Source organism: Sulfurospirillum sp. UCH001 (assembly GCF_001548035.1).
In the GTDB taxonomy this organism is placed as follows: Bacteria; Campylobacterota; Campylobacteria; order Campylobacterales; family Sulfurospirillaceae; genus Sulfurospirillum.
In genome coordinates, this window is the sequence record NZ_AP014723.1 from 1,555,630 (window position 1) to 1,576,870 (window position 21,241).

21 protein-coding genes are annotated in these 21,241 nt (G+C 37.9%); 3 read left to right on the forward strand and 18 right to left on the reverse strand.

The window, feature by feature from the left end:
• Positions 1–2: 2 nt before the first annotated feature.
• The 8 genes from UCH001_RS07785 to UCH001_RS07820 form a co-directional block, all read right to left on the reverse strand.
• Positions 3–395, reverse strand: a complete 393-nt coding sequence (locus UCH001_RS07785; protein WP_067176548.1) for a rhodanese-like domain-containing protein — start codon at positions 393–395, stop codon at positions 3–5.
• 61 nt (positions 396–456) lie between these two features.
• On the reverse strand, positions 457–2,487 hold the full coding sequence (locus UCH001_RS07790) for an ATP-dependent helicase (protein ID WP_067176551.1): 2,031 nt from the start codon (positions 2,485–2,487) through the stop codon (positions 457–459).
• 68 nt (positions 2,488–2,555) lie between these two features.
• Positions 2,556–3,092, reverse strand: coding sequence for a hypothetical protein (locus tag UCH001_RS07795; protein ID WP_067176554.1), 537 nt, complete (start codon positions 3,090–3,092; stop codon positions 2,556–2,558).
• Complete coding sequence (locus UCH001_RS07800; protein WP_067176556.1) at positions 3,089–3,733, reverse strand: CDC27 family protein; 645 nt, start codon at positions 3,731–3,733, stop codon at positions 3,089–3,091. Before UCH001_RS07800 ends, UCH001_RS07795 begins: the two co-directional genes overlap by 4 nt.
• Positions 3,726–4,523 (reverse strand): ATP-binding protein, encoded by a 798-nt coding sequence (locus tag UCH001_RS07805; RefSeq protein ID WP_067176559.1) that lies wholly within the window; start codon positions 4,521–4,523, stop codon positions 3,726–3,728. The genes UCH001_RS07800 and UCH001_RS07805 overlap by 8 nt, the downstream gene beginning before the upstream one ends.
• Before the next feature lie 68 nt (positions 4,524–4,591).
• Positions 4,592–5,092, reverse strand: a complete 501-nt coding sequence (locus tag UCH001_RS07810) for a hypothetical protein (RefSeq protein ID WP_067176562.1) — start codon at positions 5,090–5,092, stop codon at positions 4,592–4,594.
• Positions 5,093–5,103: 11 nt separating this feature from the next.
• Complete coding sequence (locus UCH001_RS07815; RefSeq protein ID WP_067176564.1) at positions 5,104–5,610, reverse strand: hydrogenase; 507 nt, start codon at positions 5,608–5,610, stop codon at positions 5,104–5,106.
• Positions 5,611–5,647: 37 nt separating this feature from the next.
• Positions 5,648–6,976, reverse strand: a complete 1,329-nt coding sequence (locus tag UCH001_RS07820) for an ATP-dependent RecD-like DNA helicase (protein WP_067176567.1) — start codon at positions 6,974–6,976, stop codon at positions 5,648–5,650.
• A gap of 58 nt (positions 6,977–7,034) precedes the next feature.
• Here UCH001_RS07820 and UCH001_RS07825 point away from each other — a divergent pair, with 58 nt between their 5' ends.
• A complete protein-coding gene (locus UCH001_RS07825; RefSeq protein WP_067176570.1) occupies positions 7,035–9,041 on the forward strand; it encodes an SH3 domain-containing protein in 2,007 nt (668 codons plus the stop codon).
• A 21-nt stretch (positions 9,042–9,062) separates the two neighbouring features.
• Here the strand turns inward: UCH001_RS07825 and UCH001_RS07830 are convergent, their stop codons facing one another.
• Genes UCH001_RS07830 through UCH001_RS07840 form a run of 3 tightly spaced genes read right to left on the reverse strand, consistent with a single transcriptional unit; the run spans position 9,063 to position 10,404 of the window.
• Positions 9,063–9,251 (reverse strand): DUF1737 domain-containing protein, encoded by a 189-nt coding sequence (locus tag UCH001_RS07830; protein ID WP_067176574.1) that lies wholly within the window; start codon positions 9,249–9,251, stop codon positions 9,063–9,065.
• A gap of 49 nt (positions 9,252–9,300) precedes the next feature.
• Positions 9,301–9,702, reverse strand: coding sequence for a GGDEF domain-containing protein (locus tag UCH001_RS07835; RefSeq protein ID WP_067176577.1), 402 nt, complete (start codon positions 9,700–9,702; stop codon positions 9,301–9,303).
• Between the two features lie 51 nt (positions 9,703–9,753).
• Positions 9,754–10,404, reverse strand: coding sequence for a hypothetical protein (locus UCH001_RS07840; protein ID WP_067176580.1), 651 nt, complete (start codon positions 10,402–10,404; stop codon positions 9,754–9,756).
• A 168-nt stretch (positions 10,405–10,572) separates the two neighbouring features.
• Here UCH001_RS07840 and tpx point away from each other — a divergent pair, with 168 nt between their 5' ends.
• Positions 10,573–11,133, forward strand: a complete 561-nt coding sequence (gene tpx, locus UCH001_RS07845) for a thiol peroxidase (RefSeq protein ID WP_067176584.1) — start codon at positions 10,573–10,575, stop codon at positions 11,131–11,133.
• Positions 11,090–12,316: an NnrS family protein gene (locus tag UCH001_RS07850; protein ID WP_231963913.1), complete on the forward strand. Its 1,227-nt coding sequence runs from the start codon at positions 11,090–11,092 to the stop codon at positions 12,314–12,316. The genes tpx and UCH001_RS07850 overlap by 44 nt, the downstream gene beginning before the upstream one ends.
• Positions 12,317–12,361: 45 nt before the next feature.
• On the opposite strand, the gene UCH001_RS07855 is transcribed toward UCH001_RS07850, so the two are convergent.
• From UCH001_RS07855 to UCH001_RS07885, 7 genes are all read right to left on the reverse strand, one after another.
• Positions 12,362–12,568: a heavy-metal-associated domain-containing protein gene (locus UCH001_RS07855; protein ID WP_067176590.1), complete on the reverse strand. Its 207-nt coding sequence runs from the start codon at positions 12,566–12,568 to the stop codon at positions 12,362–12,364.
• A gap of 23 nt (positions 12,569–12,591) precedes the next feature.
• A complete protein-coding gene (locus UCH001_RS07860; protein ID WP_067176593.1) occupies positions 12,592–14,757 on the reverse strand; it encodes a cation-translocating P-type ATPase in 2,166 nt (721 codons plus the stop codon).
• An 88-nt stretch (positions 14,758–14,845) separates the two neighbouring features.
• Entirely contained in the window at positions 14,846–17,212 is a 2,367-nt protein-coding gene (locus UCH001_RS07865; protein ID WP_067176596.1) for an HD domain-containing phosphohydrolase, read from the reverse strand.
• 94 nt (positions 17,213–17,306) lie between these two features.
• Positions 17,307–18,611, reverse strand: coding sequence for a DNA recombination protein RmuC (rmuC, locus tag UCH001_RS07870; RefSeq protein ID WP_067176598.1), 1,305 nt, complete (start codon positions 18,609–18,611; stop codon positions 17,307–17,309).
• Between the two features lie 24 nt (positions 18,612–18,635).
• Entirely contained in the window at positions 18,636–18,920 is a 285-nt protein-coding gene (locus UCH001_RS07875) for a hypothetical protein (RefSeq protein WP_067176601.1), read from the reverse strand.
• Entirely contained in the window at positions 18,920–19,837 is a 918-nt protein-coding gene (gene rsmH, locus UCH001_RS07880; RefSeq protein ID WP_067176603.1) for a 16S rRNA (cytosine(1402)-N(4))-methyltransferase RsmH, read from the reverse strand. Before rsmH ends, UCH001_RS07875 begins: the two co-directional genes overlap by 1 nt.
• A 33-nt stretch (positions 19,838–19,870) precedes the next feature.
• Positions 19,871–21,169 carry an adenosylmethionine--8-amino-7-oxononanoate transaminase gene (locus UCH001_RS07885; protein WP_067176605.1) on the reverse strand — a complete coding sequence of 433 codons (1,299 nt, stop codon included), beginning with the start codon at positions 21,167–21,169 and terminating at the stop codon, positions 19,871–19,873.
• Positions 21,170–21,241 lie beyond the last annotated feature (72 nt).

Here is a 21,241-nt window from a genome sequence, read left to right on the forward strand (position 1 = left end):
GCCTATGGTTTATAAGGTTCAGGAGCATAACCTTTAGACATCAAAGACTTCATACCGCCTTTGAGGTTGACAACTTTGTAACCTTGCTTTGATAACAGCTCAGAAACAGCAGAAGTGCGATTGCCTGTACGACAAATAAGTGCAAACTCTTTATCTTTGCTTACATGCTTATCAAGCTCTTTGATAAAAGACTCAGCATCGTATCTACCTTGTTCATCAAAGAACGTAATAGGAATAGCATTTGCAACCAATCCCGTCTCTTTCCATTCAGGCAGCGTTCGTATGTCGATAATTTTTATGCCACTTTTAACGACGTCTTCACTTGCTTCAACATGGCGAAGTTCTGCAAAAAGAAGGGTTGAAAGTAGTGTTATGAGTAGTGAAATTTTGAACATGGAAACTCCTAATATTTTTAGGAGTTATTCTATCTCTTTTAAGTTAGTCGAGACTTAAAAATTAATGTACCATTCCCGCTTCAACTAAAAATGGAGAATGCATGTAGGAAATCTTCTTAATTTTATCGTATTTGGCATAAGAGAGGTAAAGCATATCTTTTGCACGTGTTGTTGCAACATAAAATAAGCGACGCTCTTCTTCAAGGCTTCCACCTTTTTGCATCAATTTACGATTTGGAAAACGTCCATCCATAAGGTCAATGACATATACCTCTTTAAATTCAAGACCTTTACTTGCATGAATACTAAGTAGGTTAACACCTTCGCCTTCGCTCATCTCATTGCTACCAAGGGTCAGCGCATTTAAAAACCGTTCACTTGAAGCATAACCACTTGCCAAATCTTTGAGCAAATGTCCTTTTCTAAAAATGCGAGCACGTGCTTCTTGCTTCATTTTGTCATCTACACTGCCATCTTTTTTAGTAGAACGCTTTATCGCTAACACTTCAGCAATCGCACTGAATACTTCCGAACTTAACACGTGATTGATAAGGCTTTGAGGTGTTTTAATACGTGTTGCGTGCTTCATAAACTTATAAAACTGATGTAGGAACTTCGCACCATCCGTTGTAAGTTTTGGATGTTTTAATATAGGACTTGATAGAAATTGCTCTTCAAAACCAAAATTGTAAAAACGACTTACACTTCCAAGATCGATCACATCATCAAAAAGTCCTAATTGATGGTTTTTTGTGCGCTTTTTAAAAATATCATCAACATCTTCTCGTGGATGAAAAAAACCTTGATAGATATTGCCATCTCCCAGTTTAAAAAGCCCATCAAATAGCTCTTTGGAGAGTGAACTACCTACCCCTCTAGCGTATTCAAAGGTATGAATAAATGCCATCATATCTTTGGGATTGACGACAACGCCCACAAGATCAAGCATGGCTTTGACTTCGGCGGCGTCAAAAAAACTAATGCCTCCTTTTCGTCTACAAGCGATGCCCTGCTCTCTTAATGTTGCTTCAATACCATCTGCGGTTGAATTATTGCGAAAGATAACAGCGATATCTTGGTGCTGATGAACAGAGTGTTTAATGAGCGAAGCAATAGACTGATATTGAGCGAAAAGCTCATCATAAATGAGCAGTTTTGGCGGTTCAAAAGCACCATCACGCGTTACTTCAAGTCTTTTTTCATACAGTCTTGGATTTTTTTCAATGACACGATTGGCTAAAGAAAGAATCTTATGGCTTGAACGATAATTTTTATTGAGTGTAAAAACATTGGCATTGGAATAACGTGTTGCAAATGAGCCAATAATATCAATATTGGCCCCATTAAACGCATAAATACTTTGGTCATAATCGCCCACACAAAAGAGTGATTTCGAGCGAAATGCGTCGATGAGTGAACCTTGAAGGGTATTTGTATCTTGGTACTCATCAATGAGTACTTCATCAAAACTTAACTCTTCACTTGTTTTAAGCGTATCTCGCATGAGAATTAAAAGGTCATTAAAATCCACATAACCAAACTCCCGTTTGAGTGCTTGAAATTCTTCAAAAATATCTTCATAAATATCAAAAAACACACCATGTTCGCTGTCATTTGACTCAAGCCACTCTGTAAAACTTTGCGTTACTGTGCTGTTTTGATACAGTGAGAAAATGTCATAAAGGTATGCCGCACTATAGGCTTTTACCCCTGAATCTATATGGTCAAAACGGCGTCTATCGTGAATACTTTTGAGTAAGATTTTAAGGTCTTTTGGTTGTTTTAAAACAATATTTTTACCCATTTTTTTGAGCAAACGGTAGCTTACCGCATGAAATGTACCTGACTCGATTTGTGAGGTTATATTTTTACCAAAGAAAACACCAACACGTTCCAACATTTCAGCTGCTGCTTTATTGGTGAATGTAAGCAGTAAAATGCGAGATGGTTGTATACCTTGATTTAACAAATGAGCAATACGAGCTACAATCGTAGAGGTTTTACCTGTTCCTGCACTGGCAATAATAAGGTTGTGACCTGAGGGTGCTGTTGCAGCACTTTTTTGCTCAGTATTAAGTCGGCTAAGAGGCATTGATTTCCTAGAGTAAAAAAATTAGAGGTGGGATTGTAGTCAAAAACACCCTAAAACAAAGTAAAGCCTCACAGATACCAGTGACGTTTAACCAACTTGCCATCTTTATTTTCATCAATGTAGACCTTTTTAGGATCATCATCTGAGAGCCATAATAGATAGTTCATTTCAGGAGTTGTAATCTCTATGCGCTTATCAACGACTTCATAATTGCCTTTGGATAACTGTTCAAAGACACGAGAAAGTACATGATTTGTTCGTGGCAGTTTGAGTTCTTTGAGGTTAATAGAATCATTCATAAACTGATAAATAAGCTTTTTTTGAAGGACTAAGGTTGCGAAGTATGAACCACTTTCTCGATACTCTTTTGTACTGACAAGATTTTTTGCAACATTACCCAAAGGGTTTATCGCATCGACCTTAGCACACGCATCACCAATAGCAACTAGGATTTGCTCATTTTTATCGTTTTTGATAAGAAAAGCAGCTCCTTCATTACACACTTTTTCAAAATTTTTTGCCTCATAATCTCTTAAAACATCGTTATAAGAATAGGCATACATGGTACTACATAAAAGACCCAATAATGCTAAAACAACTCTCATTCTTGTCCTTTGTAAAAAATTAGTAGTTCTTCTGCTTCTTTAGAATTAATATAGCTTAAAAATAGTTCCAAAGACCTTATAGCTTCTGCTCGATCACCTAGATAAAATTTTGCTTTTGCATAGAGTATCCATGGTTTTTCAGAGCGTGAATTATGTCGGCTTGCCTCTTTTGCCCATGCTACGACTTCAAGATATGATTTTTGTTCAAAATAAAATTGTGCCAAAGCATAAGCATTATCAAAATTTTGCATAGTGTTATAGCGTTTTAGTAATTGCTGTTCATGGCTCAAGGAACGTGTTGCTGCTTGTGTCTCATCTAAAGGTAATTTTGCATCGTTTTTATAAATGTGTGGAGCAAGAAAAAGTATTTCATCGTCTGTTGATTGCGATAGATTTTGTTCTTCGTTTGAGATGCTTTCATTACTTTCATTGTTTTCAACGACAGGTGCTTGTACAAGAACTATTTGTGGCATAGGGGCTACAGCAGGCACCAAAGACTTGCTTGTACTATGAGACATCCAATAATAACTACCAAAACCTATTAAAAATAAAGAAGCAATGATAAAAACAATACGAATAATACGTGTCTTCTTAAGCTTTGCACAACGTTTTTCTAGCTCTTCAAATCGTGCACTAGTCATGAATAAGTCCTATATCAAGTGCCGCCATCGTTAAAAGACAACTGTTCAGTTTACGATACTTTGATAACCCCTTCTTTTGGGCATAATCAAGTAATTTCATCAATGTATATAAAAACTTTTTAATCATGCGAAAATTACCCTTAGCATACCGAGCGATGACCCTAGCCTCATTTTTAGAAAACATCATAGCGATCTCACCATGCGTGTGTCCCATAAAAAGGGTATGAATGTAGCGAAGTATCTCATTTTCATCAAGATTACCATACTCAATGACAAGTTTAGAACGAGTTTTAAACTGTTTTTTTGCAAGCAGTGCCATTCCTTCATCTTTATGCATGGCAAGAACAAATTGGAACAATTTGGTATCACTTAAAATACGCAAGAATTCAAATTGATCGTCATTTAATAGCTGTGCTTCATCAATAAAAATCGTGCATAATGTTCCCACATACGCCTCAAAAAGCTCATCCATAAACTCGCCTTGAGTTTTATTTTTATCAAAAGGCATACCTCTAGCCTCATATAACTCTTTAAAAAGGTCTCGTGGGTCAAAAAAAGGATGTTCGATAAGTACACTATTGGCAGCCACAGCTGATGAGTAATGCATCACACGCATAATGTGACTTTTTCCAACACCTGGATCACCTATGATAAAAATAAGAGGAATAGAAGGATCGCCGATAGCTTCTTTAAGGTTATTGCGTGCAATCTCAGCGCTGATACTATCAAAATAAAACGAAGGATCAACCGTGTCTTTAAAAAACTCTTTTGCGGCTTCAAAATCTTTCATTCAGACTCTTTGTCAAGCATACGCTTGGATTTATCTTATTTTAGCATATCTTTTTCGATTTTAGCGCGTTAAAAATTAACGGCATTCTCTTCAGGTATAAGTGAACGCTTTGGAAGTGGAGGAGCAAGATTGAGTTGTTGAGAAGGTTGATACTGCTGTTTTGGAGCAGCTGTTTGCTGTTGTTGGAAAACACCCTCTTTTTTAATGGCTTCAACAATTTCTTGTGTTGTTGGATTGGTTTTAACAGTCAATTCTTTAATATAAACAGAATCAATCACTAAACCATGTGTTTTTTTAGCATATGCGATTACGGTGGATTTTAATATCTCTTTACCACGAGAAGTTACAAGATCTTCTGCAAAATAACTACCAATGACAATATTTAGCGCATCAACGACTTTATACTCGTAAAGCTTAACTTCTTTGCCTTCAAAAATAAGACCAACAGTCACTTCCACAGGCTTTTTATCAGATTTTGCAAAGACATTGGCTTTAAAATGCTCCAATGCCAATGTCTCCGCAAACAGGCTTACGTGTAAAAGAAAAAATGCTATCAAAATACGTCTCATTTGAGCCTTTATTAAACCGATGTATCGAGCACACTTCCACCAAGTTCTGCAATCCGTGCATCTACTTTTTCAAGTGCTTTTTGCATCGTAGTATAACTAATTTCAGGTAATTTTTCACCCCAAAGCTTTTCTGCTTCTGCAAAGCCTTGAAGCATTCCAGAGCGTCCTGCTTGCAGTTTAGAGAGGTCATCTCCTGCTCCATTGATGACAAAATCTGCAATACGTGCGCTCGTTTGAGCAATACCAAAAAAGCCATCTTCAGCCACTAATGCTTTTGCCTCATCTTGAGTCAATTCACCTATAGGTTTACCTGTATAGCCAATGTCTGCAAGTGTAAAGGTATTGGCTTGTGTACTAAAGGTTGATTTAGACTCTTTTATGGCTTGTGCCATATACTCAGCAAGATAGCTATTGGTGATCTGCTTGCCTGTGAGCTTTTTATCTTTGCCAGTAATCTCTTGATTGCTTTGTGAGTAGGTTATCAAGCCTTTCGATTCGTATGAAATTTCCAGATTCATGTTTGCCCCCTCTATCTGTTTTCTATATTCTAAATCGTCAAAATTCACCAAAAAGTGAATCGCTCCTAAGCTCTTCTATCTTCAAAACATTCGATTTTGCATAAAACTCTCCAACCTTAGGCGATACCTGCACACAGCGCACCAAATGCTCATGAAAACGCTGATAGTGATAATCCAACAAAAGCTGATTGGGGTAACGAGCACGTGAAATAGCCACATAAAACTGACTCTTTTCAAAAATAGTGTTAATGTTGCACACCAAAGAATCAATACTCATTCCTTGCGACTTGTGAATCGTAATAGCGTACGCCAATTTCAAAGGAAACTGCTCAATGGAGACAAGTGGTTTTTCTTTGATTTCACCTTCCATTACCACATTCTCATGCAATGTATATTCTTGGCGTTCTACTTTTATAAGCTCACCTTTTTTCTCTACCAACACAGTATCGGCATCAATTGACCGCACGATTCCCGTCTCACCATTGTAGTATTTACCCCATTTATTGGTACAAAAAAGCACTTTTGCGCCTATTTTTAGGGTTAAATCAACGGGAATAGGAAGCGCATTTTTCCACCCTTCTATTTTGTTGACATGCAATGTTTTTTCGTGTAACTCTTCCTTGGCTTTTAATACAAACGATTCACTCTCAAGCTCAGCAAGCCTTTTTAGATTGAGTGCTTCAGCTTCCCTATTTCGTCCAAAAAGAACAGTTGGGTCATCTTCCCATACGCTAACATTAGAGCGCAGTGCTTCAAGATAGTCAAACGTATCGCCATCAAGTATACCGCGTCTGATTTTTCCAAGATGTCTAAAAAAAAGCTCATCATGTGTACGTTTGGTAATAGTAAGCTCAACCACCACAGGATCATACGCCTTCCACGAACTACTCTCAAACGCATACTCAAACCCACCCCAAAGGCTATCTGTTTTCCCTTTAGAAACAGGAGGTAATTGAAAAAAGTCACCTACAAAAAGTACGCTTCCTTCAAAACCAGCATTGCGAAGACGATAATAAATCATATCAAGCAAATCAGCTGAAACCATGCTAATTTCATCGATGACTAAAAGATCACATCTAGTGAGTACTTTTTTGATTTCTGCAAGCCTCGCTTTTGCGTAACGATCATGACGCATCAGTTCATCAAGATGGTTACAGATACCAAACGCAAAAAAACTGTGCAGAGTTTGCCCGCCTACATTGACAGCGCTCACCCCAGTACTTCCCAGCACTACTACTTGTTTTCCAGCGTTACGAAGCTCACTCACCACTTCACCGACTAGATAACTCTTGCCCACACCTGCGCCACCTGTGAGCAGAACATTGTCTTTTTTTAAAATGTCGATGAGTTTTTGTGCTAAATTCAAAGAGGCTTCCTAAGTTGTTTTTGGTATTATAGCATTAAGAAAATTCAAGGTTTCAAATATGTCAATACGAAATATTTTTCTGTGCATATGCAGTCTCATTATCTTAACAGGATGTGCCCCAAAAGAGCCCTCATCTGAAGCATTTATTGCTCAAAAAATTGCTTCAAAAGAGATGCTTATCTACCCACAAAACGTAGACTTTTTAGCTCAAAATATTACACCACAAAAGGTCGCACAAGAAGACTTTACGTATCGTTATTACTCTCCGTGGTTTAGAACTCATGTAAGTACAAAAAAAGATGACGCTTTGTGGGCAAATAAATCTTATGGACTTAAAAGTCGCTACTATGGTGAAAATCTTCAACTGATTTCTGATGCAGAGATCGATGCCATTATCAATGAGACCAATCCTGATGCGTATGGTAGTATCAACGCTCATGCCATTATGATTCATAATGCACAAATGCGTAATCTCCCAACAGAAAAACCTTTTTTTAAAAAGACGACACTTCCAGGAGAAGGGTATCCGTTTGACTACTTACAAACCTCGCGCATTCATGTAGCAGAGCCTCTTATTATCTCACATTACAGTAAAGACGGTGCTTGGGCATTTGTAGAGAGTTCGTTTGCTTCTGGTTGGCTTCCTGTAGAAAGCTTTGTTATAGTAGAAGCTAAAGAGCGTATGGAGCTTATCAAAGCAAACAAAATTGCTATCGTAAAAGACAACATCCCTCTTTACAACACTAAACAACGCTTCATTACCTATGCGAAAGTGGGAGCCATTTTACCTATCGTAAGTGAAGATGATGACTTTTTTCACGCCTATATGTACACCAGAGATGCCACATTTAGCGCACAAAAGCTAGAACTGCGCATTCCAAAAAGCTTTGCGCAAGCTGTACCTATAGCGTTTAGTAAAGAGAGCATTAGTAAAATTGGCGATGCGCTTTTAGGCGAAAAATACGGCTGGGGTGGATACCTCGCTAACCGTGATTGTTCTGCTATGACGCGCGATTTTCTCTCCCCTTTTGGTATTTGGATACCACGAAATTCCGCTGCACAAAAAAATTTTGGAGAGTATATCTCACTCAAAGATTTAACACCCAAGGAAAAAGAAGCCATGATTTTGAAAAACGGTATAGCCTTTTTAAGCCTCATCTACCTTAAAGGTCACATTATGCTTTATGCAGGTGAATTTGAAGGCAAACCTCTTGTAATGCACAACGTTTGGGGTGTACGAACAATGGAAAATGGCAATGAAGGACGCAACATTATCGGTAAGGCGGTTATTACAGACTTGTATGTTGGGGCAAATCAACCTAATGTGCCTGAAAACGGACTGCTCATCAACCGTGTTGAGGGCATAACTGTCAAACCAGCAAACCCTAAAAGCAACAATCTTGTTCAAAAGTACCCTAGCATCAAAGTCATCAAAGACAATACCGTCTTTTTTATGGATGGAAGCTCACTCCCTTATGATGATAAAAAAGTAAAAACTTTTGATGAAAAGCTCGAAAATGCAGACATCGAAGATATGTTCGCCCAAGTCTACCCTGCTTTTGCACCTATCACAGATCCCGCACTCAACGATGATCCAGGACGTTTCCGTAATGATGCTTTTTTGAAAAAACTCTATGGCTCAAACAAAAGCGAGATCAAAAAAAATCTAACCACGGTAAACTGGCTTCCAAAACACGGTGGAAAAAAACTGCAATTTAACAAAAACGAAAATGCCGCGCGCCAGCTTCAAAAAGTTTCTGATGAGTTAGACAATCTACCTGAAGAGTTCATGAAGTATCTCAAAAAAGTCGATGGTACTTACTACTTTCGTAAAATTGCAAAAACAGAACGTTTAAGTGCCCATAGCTACGGCATTGCCATCGATCTTGATACCAAATATTCACGCTACTGGCAATGGGACAAAACGCACAATTTTCACAATGAATTTCCTAAAGAGATCGTCGATATTTTTGAGAAATATGGCTTTGTATGGGGTGGTAGATGGTACCACTACGATACCATGCATTTTGAGTATAGACCAGAGCTTTTTGAGAGCATAGACTAATAAGAGCTTTATATAAAGCTCTTATTTCGTAAATCCACACGCCTTAACGTCTTTATCATCCTCTTTCACAACCACTTGCGCTGCGATGACAGTTTGTCCATTAAACGTGACTGATGGGCTTCCATGTAGTTTCCAGCCATTATTTAAAAACTCCGTTACCCTCGCACAAAACGTTGAGTCATCCGGTCCAGTAATAAGTTTATATTGCATACATACTCCTTCATAGATTTACTAAGAAGCAGTATAGCGCATAATCTTTTTAAATGACAAAGTCGTTTTCCTCATAACAAATCACACGATTACGCCCCTGAGACTTTGCTTGATACAAACATTTGTCTCCCAAAACAACTAAGGTGTTAAAATCTTCGATCTCTTCACTGTTACGAATTAAACCAACACTAACGGTAACACGAATCTCTTCTGTATTGTAATGCATTGTCGTTTCTTCGATTTTTATACGTATGCGCTCTGCTATTTCTCTTGCTTCAAGTAGTGTTGTTTGAGGTAGCAAAACACCAAATTCTTCTCCTCCAAGTCGTCCTATGATGTCATATTCTCGCGTCTGCTCCAAAAGAATTTTCGAAACCGTTTGAATGACCATATCACCACATTCATGACCATACGTATCATTGACTCTTTTAAAATGGTCCACATCCAGCATCAAAAACGAACTTCCTTTATCGACTTTCCATTTACGGCGTGACTCTTCATACTATGTACGACGATTTAAGAGGTTAGAGAGACTATCTAAGGACATCAAAACATGGTTTTGCAAAGCATTTTTGTAGGCTTCTTTGCCATTTTTACGGTTCAACCAAACAACAGCAAAAACATATCCCAATAGAGGGAATGCCAAAGAGAGAAATACAGCAATATCTTCTTCTTTTTGGTTAGTCCATATCATCACAGCAAACATAAAAGCAACTTGATACCCTTCCATAATGAAAAAGATTTTTTTTGTAATTAATGGCGTAAGCATCATTGTTGCGATCAAATAAAAAAACCACGAATACACTACAAAGTGAATAGGATTTCCAAATAAAAGATAGGTCAGAGTCACTGCACTAAACCCCATGGTTCCAAAAGTGGTAATTCCTAGAACATTTCGATGCTCAAAAAAAGGATGAGCCGTGGCAAGGACAACCATAATAGCAAAGAAAAAAGTGGTCATTCGTCCACCTAAAATATAATGAAAAATTGGGCTATCGCTATGGAGTTGATAATCAAAAGGAATATAGATAATGGTAAGAAGAACTCCAAACCAACTAAATATCAAAAAATTTTTTGATATACGTTTCCAAAAGTAATCTTCAAAAGAATCAAAATGAACTAAACGGTTCGGAAGGATTTGTGAAGTTTCCATATAAAACTCCTAAAAAAGGGCTTTTCTATAATTTTGTACGATACAGTATGATCTAGTATATCAAAAAAACTAATAAACTACATAATTAAATTCCTAGATGTAGATCAAGGTTTTTTATTTTTAAATGAGATAAAATGACTCTCATATAAAACAATTGAAAGGATACTCATGACGTTTACAGCAAAAATTGACAAAACCGCTCTTAAGGGCACACCCGTAAAGTTGGAAGGAAACTTCCAAGAAGTAGGTAATTATGCGCCTATCGTAAAAGTTGTCACACCAGACTTACAAGAAAAAACCATTGGTGGTGAAGGTAATAAAGCACAACTCATCATTGCAGTACCTTCTTTAGATACACCTGTTTGCGACGCAGAAGCAAGACGCTTCAACCAAGAAGTTGCTAAACATGAGAACATCGATACAACAGTCATTTCAATGGACTTGCCTTTTTCAGCAGCAAAGTTCTGTAACGTAGCAGGTATTGAAAATATCACGGTGGGAAGTGACTTTAGACATAAAGCCTTTGCACGTGCGTATGGTATGCTCATCAGTGATGGTGCACTAGAAGGTTTATGTGCAAGAGCACTCTTTGTTATCAGTAAAGATGGCAAAATCGTTTACAAACAAGTTGTTCCAGAAATCACCGAGGAACCAAATTATGACGAAGCGTTAAATGCCGCTATCGATGCAGCCAACCGAGGGGCTAGTTGTTGTGGTTTTTGTCAGTAGTTTAACCCCACCGCCGCCACCAAAAACGACGGCGCTTCAAAACCTTCAAGCACAACCACACCGCATTTTCTTTTTTGCGGGTGTGGTTCAAGGTGTGCTTTTTGTTTCACTTTTAGGTCTGCATTATGCAGGACTTATCAGTCTCAATGCCAGTGTGGGACTTTACCACGCTTACGCGATGACATTCATCGTCTTTACACAGTTTTTTGCAGGCTTTTTACTCACGACATTCCCACGTTACCTCTCACGCCCTGCTCCTAAACAAAGTGAGTATATGCCTGTTGCATGGTTAATAAACGGCGGTGGTCTACTGTTTATTGTATGTTCTTTTATCTCTGAACTTGCTCTTATAGCAGCCATGATTGTTATCTTGGCTGGATACATCAAGCTCTGTTTACTCTTACTTGATTTTCAGACCAAAAGTACAGTCACTAACAAAGCCGATACCACATGGATGCTTCGTTCTTTTGCTCTAGGAGCTGTGGGACAAGTACTTTTCATCACCGATACATTTGCCCCAACATATGCTATTGCATTGGGCATTAGTTTCTATCTTTATTTGTTTTTTATTGTTCTTATCGTTTCTCAAAAGATGATGCCATTTTTTGCGTCCAATTCCATAGTTGGCTATACGATCAATAAAAGTAAACACTTTTTACTTTCAGTCTTTATAGCATTGATCGCAAAAGTGGTTTTGGAGGCATTAAGTATTAACGCTTTTGTGGCAGATAGCGCGCTTTTTGGCATCATCACGTATGAGCTTCTCAAATGGCGTCTTCCCTTTAAAAAATCACCACCAATTTTATGGGTGCTTTTCCTCTCTATTTGGTGGACACCTATCGGCTTTGGACTTTTTGTCGTGCAAGACTTTAGTTCGCTTTTAGGTCATACGATTTATCTTGAAAAGTCACCATTGCATGCTTTAGCACTAGGGTATTTCACGACAGTACTCATTGGCTTTGGAACAAGGGTTATTTTAGGACATTCAGGACGTACTCCAAAAGCAGATGCGTATGCCATAACACTCTTTGGTCTTATCCAAATTATGGCACTTATTCGTATCATTGCTGGTATTTTCCCACAGTTTGGCTACTTACATGCTGTTCTCACGGTGGCTGGTTTGTGGATTATTATCTTTGGATTATGGTCGAAGCGGTATATTCATATCTTATTTGAGAAGTAATATTAGAAGAGCCCTATTTTAGGGCTCTTTACTTTAAATGCAGTCTTATGAAACGACTTCAAAGCCTGCTTCATCAATCGCTTTTTCAAACACACTGATATCAATCGGCGCATCATACTCAATGATTGTTTTGCCACTAGCAAGGTCAACATTCACACTTTTGACCCCTTTAATACCCTCTAAAACACCCTTGACACTCTTCACACATCCCATACAACTCATACCCTTAACAACTAACGTAATTGTTGCCATTTCTTTTCCTTACGATTATGATTTTATTTTTTCATTTTCCAACGTCTTAACAATAGTGAGTTACTCACCACAGAAACTGAACTCATCGCCATAGCACCACCTGCAACAATGGGGTTTAGCATACCCATAAACGCGAGTGGAATGGCTAAGTTATTATACACAAAAGCTAAAAAGAGATTCTGCTTAATTTTTGACATCGTAGCACGGGAGAGTGCTATGGCATTGACCACAAACAGTGGATCATTTGCAATTAAGATTAGATCAGCGCTTTCAACGGCGATATCGGAACCATTGGACATCGCGATTGCGACATCAGCCACAGCAAGGGCTGGTGCATCGTTGATGCCATCGCCCACCATACAAACAAATTTTCCCTCATTTTTGAGTCTACTAATCGCCTCTGCCTTACCATCAGGTAACACTTCTGCAAAAAAATGTTTAATGCCAAGCTCATGCGCTACTTTTTGGGCACAACGCTCATTATCACCTGTGAGCATATAGACGGCAATACCATCATTTTGCAGCTTCTCAACCGCTATTTTTGCACTTTCTCTAATGGTATCGGCTAACGCGATATATCCTATAATCTCCTCATGTGTAGCAAGAGCTACAATACTGTTGCCCTCATTTAAAAATAGCTTTGCTTTGCTTGAATGCTCCAATGATGTAAACTGCGTAATGAAAGCAGGAGAACCTGCGAAGTAAACCACACCATCAATCTCTCCTGAAACACCAAGCCCAGAATAGTTCTGAAACGTTTGTACACTCAAGCGAGACGTTGTAGGTGCCGCTTTTATAATTGCTTTTGCCAAAGGGTGTTTAGAACCCTCTTCTAATGCTGCGGCGAGTTCTAAAAAAGACTCTTTATCCATACTATTTTTTTCGATGAGTGTATCAACAACATGAGGGTCTGCATATGTCAAAGTTCCTGTTTTATCAAAGACAACTGCAGAGATTTTGCCCACATTTTCCAATACTTCAGCATTTTTAATGAGAATGCCCTCACTAGCGCCTCTTCCAACACCTACCATGATAGCAGTAGGTGTCGCAAGACCAAGTGCACATGGGCACGCGATAACCAAAACAGAAACAGCATTAATAATCGCTTCTTCAAAATTTCCCCCTACCATCCACCATATGCCAAACGTAATGACAGCAATGCCCACAACAATCGGTACAAAGATGCCTGAAATCGTATCGGCAAGGCGTTGGATAGGTGCTTTTGAACCTTGTGCTTCTTCTATGAGTTTGACAATGGCACTTAAGAATGTATCGGCTCCTACTTTTGTTGCTTGGCATTTGAGCATGCCATCGCCATTCTTTGTCGCACCAACGATAGAATCTCCCACCGATTTAAGCACTGGCAGGCTCTCTCCTGTCATCATCGACTCATCGACCATACTTGCACCCTCAAGAACAATGCCATCCGTGGGGATGCTTTCTCCTGCTTTAACGACAAAAACATCATTAACTTTTAGCGCTTCAATGCTAACTTCTTCAAGCTTACCATCTCGTTCAACAAAGGCTTTTTTAGGCTGTAAATGCAGTAATTTTGCAATGGCAAAACCTGTCTTTGCTTTTGCTCTTACCTCTAATAGTTTTCCTAAAAGCACTAAGGTTATAACAGAAACAGAAGCTTCAAAGTAAAGATGTAATGGTAGATTGAAAAGCATCACACATAGGCTTAAAAAGTACGCCGCACTGGTACCAAGAACAACCAATACATCCATATTGGCACTTCCGCTTTTAAGGCTTTTAAGAGCACCCACATAAAATTTTCTACCACAGTAAAACTGTACAATGGTGGCAAGTGCTAATTGAATAAGCGATGAAAGATGTAAATGAATATTCAAAAGCATTGCTACCATTTCAACTAAAAAAGGCAATGTTAAGAGTGCTGAGAGAAGGAATTCTTTGAGAAGCTTTTGATACTCTTGCTCTTTTTCTAAGCTTTTTTGATTTTGGTCAACCTTGGCAGATTCTGTTGCACCAAAACCTGTCTTTTCGATGCTTTGTATGATTTGGGGAAGATCAATTGCAGGATTGTTTGAACTCACAAAGGCTTTTTCAGTTGCTAAGTTGACATTGGCTGTCACACCTTCAAGTTTTCCTAGCACTCGTTCGATACGCGCTGAACATGCAGCGCATGTCATCCCTTTAATGTCAAGCTCAAAATGTTTTTCAGACATTTTTTGTCTCCATTTTTTTTGACATTCTAACGCTTCGTTACTTGTGTCAAGATGAAACAAAAAATGTAAGGTGTTTTAACACAACTGTTTAGAGATATTGAGTTATATCCACCTCGTCTATCTGTTCAGGGCTAAGGTACATTTGGGCGTATTTCATATAAACACCACTTTTTAAAAAAAGCTCAAAAAGATCGCCATCAATATGCTGATCTTTTTTCATCGAGTACAGTATGTTTATTGCCTCTGAAATGGTTTTAGCTTTTTTGTATGGGCGATCATTAGCCGTGAGTGCTTCAAAAATGTCTGCGATAGCGATAATACGCGCAGGTAACGAGATTTGCTCTTTAGTAAGCCCTCTAGGGTAACCTGTTCCTTTCATCGTTTCATGATGCGCACAGGCGTATTCTGGTACTTTTTTAAGATTATCCATAAAAGGTAGCTCAGAAAGCATACGAATACTCATAATGATATGTTCATTGATCTTATAGCGCTCTTCATCGTTAAGGGTTCCTTTTGTAATGCTAAGATTGTAAAGTTCACCTAGATTATTGTAATAGTGTGGAATTTTCATCGTAATACCAAGCTCTGAATAGATATGTTCATCTATTTCATGTGAACGAACAATCAAATGTTCTGGTTTATCTTCTAAAAGTCTTTCTTGACACGGCAAAGGTTTAGCATCAATCTCTTTAAGGCGTTTATGTTCAGCTTCGCTCATACCAAGCCTATCATCAAAATGACATGTCCATGTTATAGCGGCTATTTCTTTAAGGCATTCTATTTTTTTGGCATCCATAAATTCACCACCAATGTTACATTCTGCTAAAAACGCAAAATCATCAAACAGTTTCGCTTCAGCCTCTATGCGTCTTTGTCGTAATAACGCTTTATCCTCTTTTCCTTCTAAGAGTCCCTCTAAATAAGCAATTTGTGCATCTCTCAGCAGCACTTCAAAACGCGTGCGAATCTCATGAATACGGTTATGAATGCTCTCTAGCTTCGTTGCTTTATCGACGACATATTCTGGCGTTGTCACTTTGCCACAATCATGCAAAAGAGCCGCTATACGAAATTCTCGCCATGCATTCTCATTTCGGAAATGAAACTTTTTAAAGATACCCTCTTCACTTTTATTCGCCTCTTCTGCTAACATAGAAGCCAGTTCAGGAACTCTCTCACAATGTCCACCCGTATAAGGTGACTTTTCGTCGATTGCACTTGCGATCAGTTTTATAAAAGACTCCATCAAATTCTCTTGCGCTTTTTCATGCGTTTTGATAGAACGTGCCATCAACACCATCGAATGACTCAGTGCATAAAATTCTTTGATGCGCGTTTTGATATGATGAACCGCATCGTATTGTTTTGCAGCGACACTATCGCTCATGTTTTTTAGTAGATCCACAGGCTGAATGATAATATGCCTTAGTACAAACCACGTCACAACAATGATCATCGCCATAATAAGAAGCGAAATAAAAATCGTCTCAATCGCAATCTCATCTATCTCATGTGTTACCTTTTTCTCTTCTAAATATGTTCCGATATACCACTGTTTACCAAAATCAGCAGGAAATTCAGAAAAAGCAAAAAGATAATTTTCATTATGTGCATTTTGAACACGCCCACGTTTGGTTCCATTTAAAAACTGTTCATAAGATGCTTTTATCTCTTTTGGAAGCTGCTCAATCTTTATCTTTGACTCTTGAGAAGGCAAAGAACTCGCTATTACATCGCCATGTGGATTTACAATAACTATAGGTCCATCAATCACTTTACTTTGTTCTTGCAGTAATTTTGTAATGGAAGCAATTGTCAAGTCAATACCCGCTACTTTTATCTTTTCTCCATCCTCATTGAAAAAAGGATAAGCCACAGTGATACCAATCTCATTCGTTGAAGCAAAAGCATACGGTTCGGACCAATAATAATTTTTATGAGAAGTCGCCTCTTTAAACCATGTTCGTTCACGAGGGTCGTATGTTGCTTCTTTATATTCAAGGCGCACTGTATCAAAATCATTATTTTTATAAGCCCATTCATCAACAGGTTTTTTTACTCTTCTATCAATCGTACGCATGACAAAATCTGGCGTACGCCTTGCTTGAAAAAAATCGCCAAATTTGTCAGCTATATAGATACTCGCAATCTTATCATCAGAAAGTAGCATCTCCCACATCATACGTGTAAAGATTTCTTTTGAAGCAAACAAGTCATCATCTTGTTGGCTGTGTACGAGAACCGTTAAATGCGCTGAAGTTCTTTGCAGAGAATTGGAAATAGTATCGATAATGTTTTTTCGGACTTCAGCATTACGCTTTTGAATCATGCTGTAAGAATTTTTGGAGCTTTGTAGATAATTATGCCCAATAAGAGAGAAAGAAAGAAACCCTGCTAACCCAATAATCAAGGTTATAATGCTAAATGTGAATGTATATCGTTTCGTGTTTTTCATAGCTACTCTCCTAACATAGAGGCGTGTAACGACAGATACCTTAAACAAAGGGATTGTAACACGATTTGACTAAATCATCAACACTGTTATCAAGTTATTCTTCTGTTTTATCCTCTAAAAGAGTTACTTCTTCAATGTCTGTATTGAAGTCTTGGTATTCCAGCTTAGCATCTTTAAGGTTTTTAGTAGCTTTCGCCCCTAAACGTTTTAAATTTTCAACCCTGCCTAAGATGTTACCCGTACCTTCAGTTAACTGTTTTTGAGCATTCTCATAGCTGTTGTTAAGGGTTTGAAGCTGTGTACCCACTCGTTTAAAGCTTTCAGCAAAACCGACCATTTTGTCATACATTTTCCCCGCTTCATCAAAAAGCTTTGTTGCTAAAGTACTAGACTGTTCACTTTGCCAGTAAAGATAGATGGTACGCAGTGAAACTGTTAACGTCGAAGGATTGACAATGGCAATGTGCTTACGAAGGGCATACTCATAGAGTTTTGGGTCTTCATTGATAGCAACAGAAAATGCACCTTCAATAGGAACAAACATAAACACATACTGCAAAGTCCCTTGTTTGTAGTGAGCATAATCTTTACTATCCAAGATATCAATATGTTCACGAAAAGCCTGCATAAGGGCTTTTGAAGCAATACGCTTTTCTTCTTCACTCTCAGTTCTTATAAACTCATCATAACTGTTGAGTGAAACTTTAGAATCAATAATAATGGTACGATCTTGTGGAAGTTTAATGACAACATCAGGACGTTTAATACGCCCTTCTTCATCTTTATAGCTTTCTTGCGTTTCGTAGTGGACTCCTTTTATAAGACCGGAATACTCCAAAACACTCTCCAAGATCATCTCTCCCCAGCTACCTTGACTCTGTTTTTTACCCTTCAGTGCTTTCGTGAGATTTTCAGCCTCTTTAGAGATGTTCATACCTGCTCTTGCGACCAACTCAATCTCTTTAGAAAGTTCAGCGAATTTTTTCGTACTGTTTTCTTGTGAATTTTCAATACTTTTTTTGAAGTTATCAAGATTTTCTTTAAAAGGTTTTAAAAGTGTTTCAAGTGATTTTGTCGATGTTTCATCGAGTTTTTGAAGCTTCTTTTCTAAATGCTGTTCCATGATGGCATTGAGTTTTAGTTCTAGTTTTTTACTTTGTTCTTCAAGATCAAATTTGAGCTTTTGATTGCCCTCTTTTTGAGCATTCAGCTCTGCTTGAAGTTTTGCACTTTGCATATTAAGGGCTAAATTTTCAGAACTTAATTGTTCATTTTTAGCTCTAAGGTCAACTAACTCATATGTTTTTTCTTTCAAAATGGCTTTAATCCAAAGCCCAAAGACAAACAGTCCAATACAAAATATCGCTAAAATAGCTAAAAATAGCATCTCTTTTGGCATTACAACTCCTAATTGGACTTAAAACTATTCGATATAAATGGTGTCTAAAATCTGGTTTTTGAAACGAATATTTTCCAAATTTTGTTTTAAAACGCGGTTCTCTTCTTTAAGAATTGAGTACTCACCATACAGCTTACTAATATCTCGACTCATATAGTAGATTTGATTTTTGATATAAATTTTAGGGAGTATGACCAAAAAAGCAACGAACATCGCCATGTACACAAGCAATAAAAAACGAAAATCAAGGTTTTTTTCAACCTTCTGTTCGGCATCATATTGGTCAAGTAGTTCGTTTTTATCTTCCATTATGCCCTCTTAATTTCAAAGACACGAAGCTTAGCACTACGACTTCTTGGGTTCTTTTTCACTTCAGCATTAGTTGCTTCAATCGGTTTTTTACTAATGAGTTTACCTAAGGCATGGTTATTTCCACACATACAACGCATCACGTGTGCTGGACAAATGCAGTTTTGGGACCAAAGCTTAAATGTCTGTTTTACAATGCGATCTTCTAAAGAATGAAACGAGATAATCCCTACGATACAATGCTCAAAATGTGCATTTTTGATGCTTTCAAGAAGTTCTGTAAGAACACCTAATTCGTTATTGACCTCAATACGAATGGCTTGGAAAAGAAGTGTTGAAGGGTGTATAGTCTTTTTCCCACCAACTTTTTCAGCAATTTTTGAAAGTTCTTTTGCACTGTGCAAAGGCTCTTTAGCTCTTGCTTCACAGATAAGCTGTGCCAATTTTTTATACTCATGAATTTCACCATACTCACGCAAAATAAACTCTAATTCTTCTTTAGAATAGTGATTGACTACTTCGTAAGCACTCAATTCTTGCTGTGGATTCATACGCATATCTAACACATCAGAATCAAACGCAAATCCACGCTCTTTTTTATCAAGTTGCAAGGATGAAACACCAATGTCAGCAAGAATGCCACGAATGGGAAGATCAGTGTATTGTGAAAGAACAGAAGCAAAATTGCCATGATGAAATATAACACGATCACCAAAGCGCTCTAACCTTTTTTTGCTAAATGCTAACGCCTCTTCATCTTGGTCACACCCTATAAGCTTAATGTGAGGATTTTGTTCTAACAAAGCCTCACTATGCCCACCATACCCCAGTGTACAATCCACAATAAACCCTTCTTTAAGGCCAGAAAATGCCTCTTTTACTTCTTCTAAAAGTACGGGAATATGGGGTATGTTCACTGCGTTTCCTTGCTTAAAATGGCTCTATTATACTCAACCAAGACTTACAATCGCCTCATACGCAACGTCCATCATTTTTTCAATCTCTTCATGTGTAATGACATAAGGTGGCATGAAATAGATAACATTCCCAAGAGGACGCAAGATAACACCCTTTTTTAGGGCATAGGTAAAGATCTTCAAGTTTACACGAAAATCCAGAGGGTACTCTTGTAATTCAACCGCTGCTATCATTCCTGTTTGACGAATTTTATTCACAGTTGGGAGAGTTTTAAAACGTTCTAATTTAGAACCAATCAATGCAATTTTTGTTTGGTTTTGCTCCAAAATAGACTCATTTTCAAAGATATCAAGTGTTGCGTTAGCTGCACTGCACGCTAAAGGATTTCCGGTGTAGCTGTGAGAGTGTAAAAACGCCTTAAATTCGGCATAGTCACAATAAAAAGCATCATATATCTTTTGCGTGGTTAATACAACAGAAAGGGGTAGATAACCTCCTGTTAGTCCTTTTGAAAGTGTCATAAAATCAGGACTAACATTGGCATGTTCGCATGCAAACATTTTACCTGTTCTGCCAAAGCCAACAGCGATTTCATCGGCTATAAGGTGAATGCCGTATGTATCACACAGTTTGCGAGCAAGTGAAATGTAGAGTGGATGATACATATTCATTCCGCCAGAGCATTGTACTAATGGCTCAATAATAAATGCTGAAATTTGCCCCGCTTTTTCTTTAAAAATTGTTTCTAACGCTTGAGCTGCCACAATAGCACTTTGCTCACTTTGATCTTTTGGAACAGGCGTTTGTATCGTTTGCAGAAGAATATCTTCAAAAACTTCTTTATACAATTTAACATCACCAACAGCGAGAGCTCCAATAGTTTCACCATGGTAACTGTTTTCCAAAGAAACAAAGAAAGGTCGTTTTTCTCCTCTATTTTTGTGGTATTGAAAGCTCATTTTCAAGGCTACTTCAATCGCACTTGAGCCATTATCAGCATAAAAACATTTTTCAAGACCATAAGGCGCTAAGGCACATAGCCTTTTAGAAAGTTTAATAATTGGTTCATGCGTAAAACCAGCAAAAATAACATGTTCAAGTGTTTCTAATTGCTCTTTAACTTTTTGATTAATGTACGGGTTGCAATGTCCAAAAAGATTGACCCACCATGAACTAACACCATCAATATAACGGTTATCTTCAAAATCATGCAAATAGACCCCTTTCCCACTTTTAATCGGGATAAGTGGAAGTGTCTCGTGGTCTTTCATCTGCGTACACGGATGCCATATATGCTTTAAATCATCCTCAATTAACATTTTTGTGTTCATTGTTACATTTTGCCTTTTTTTGTTAGGAGTTTCACGCGATTTATGGTTATTTAATAACTATGTAGATAGAAT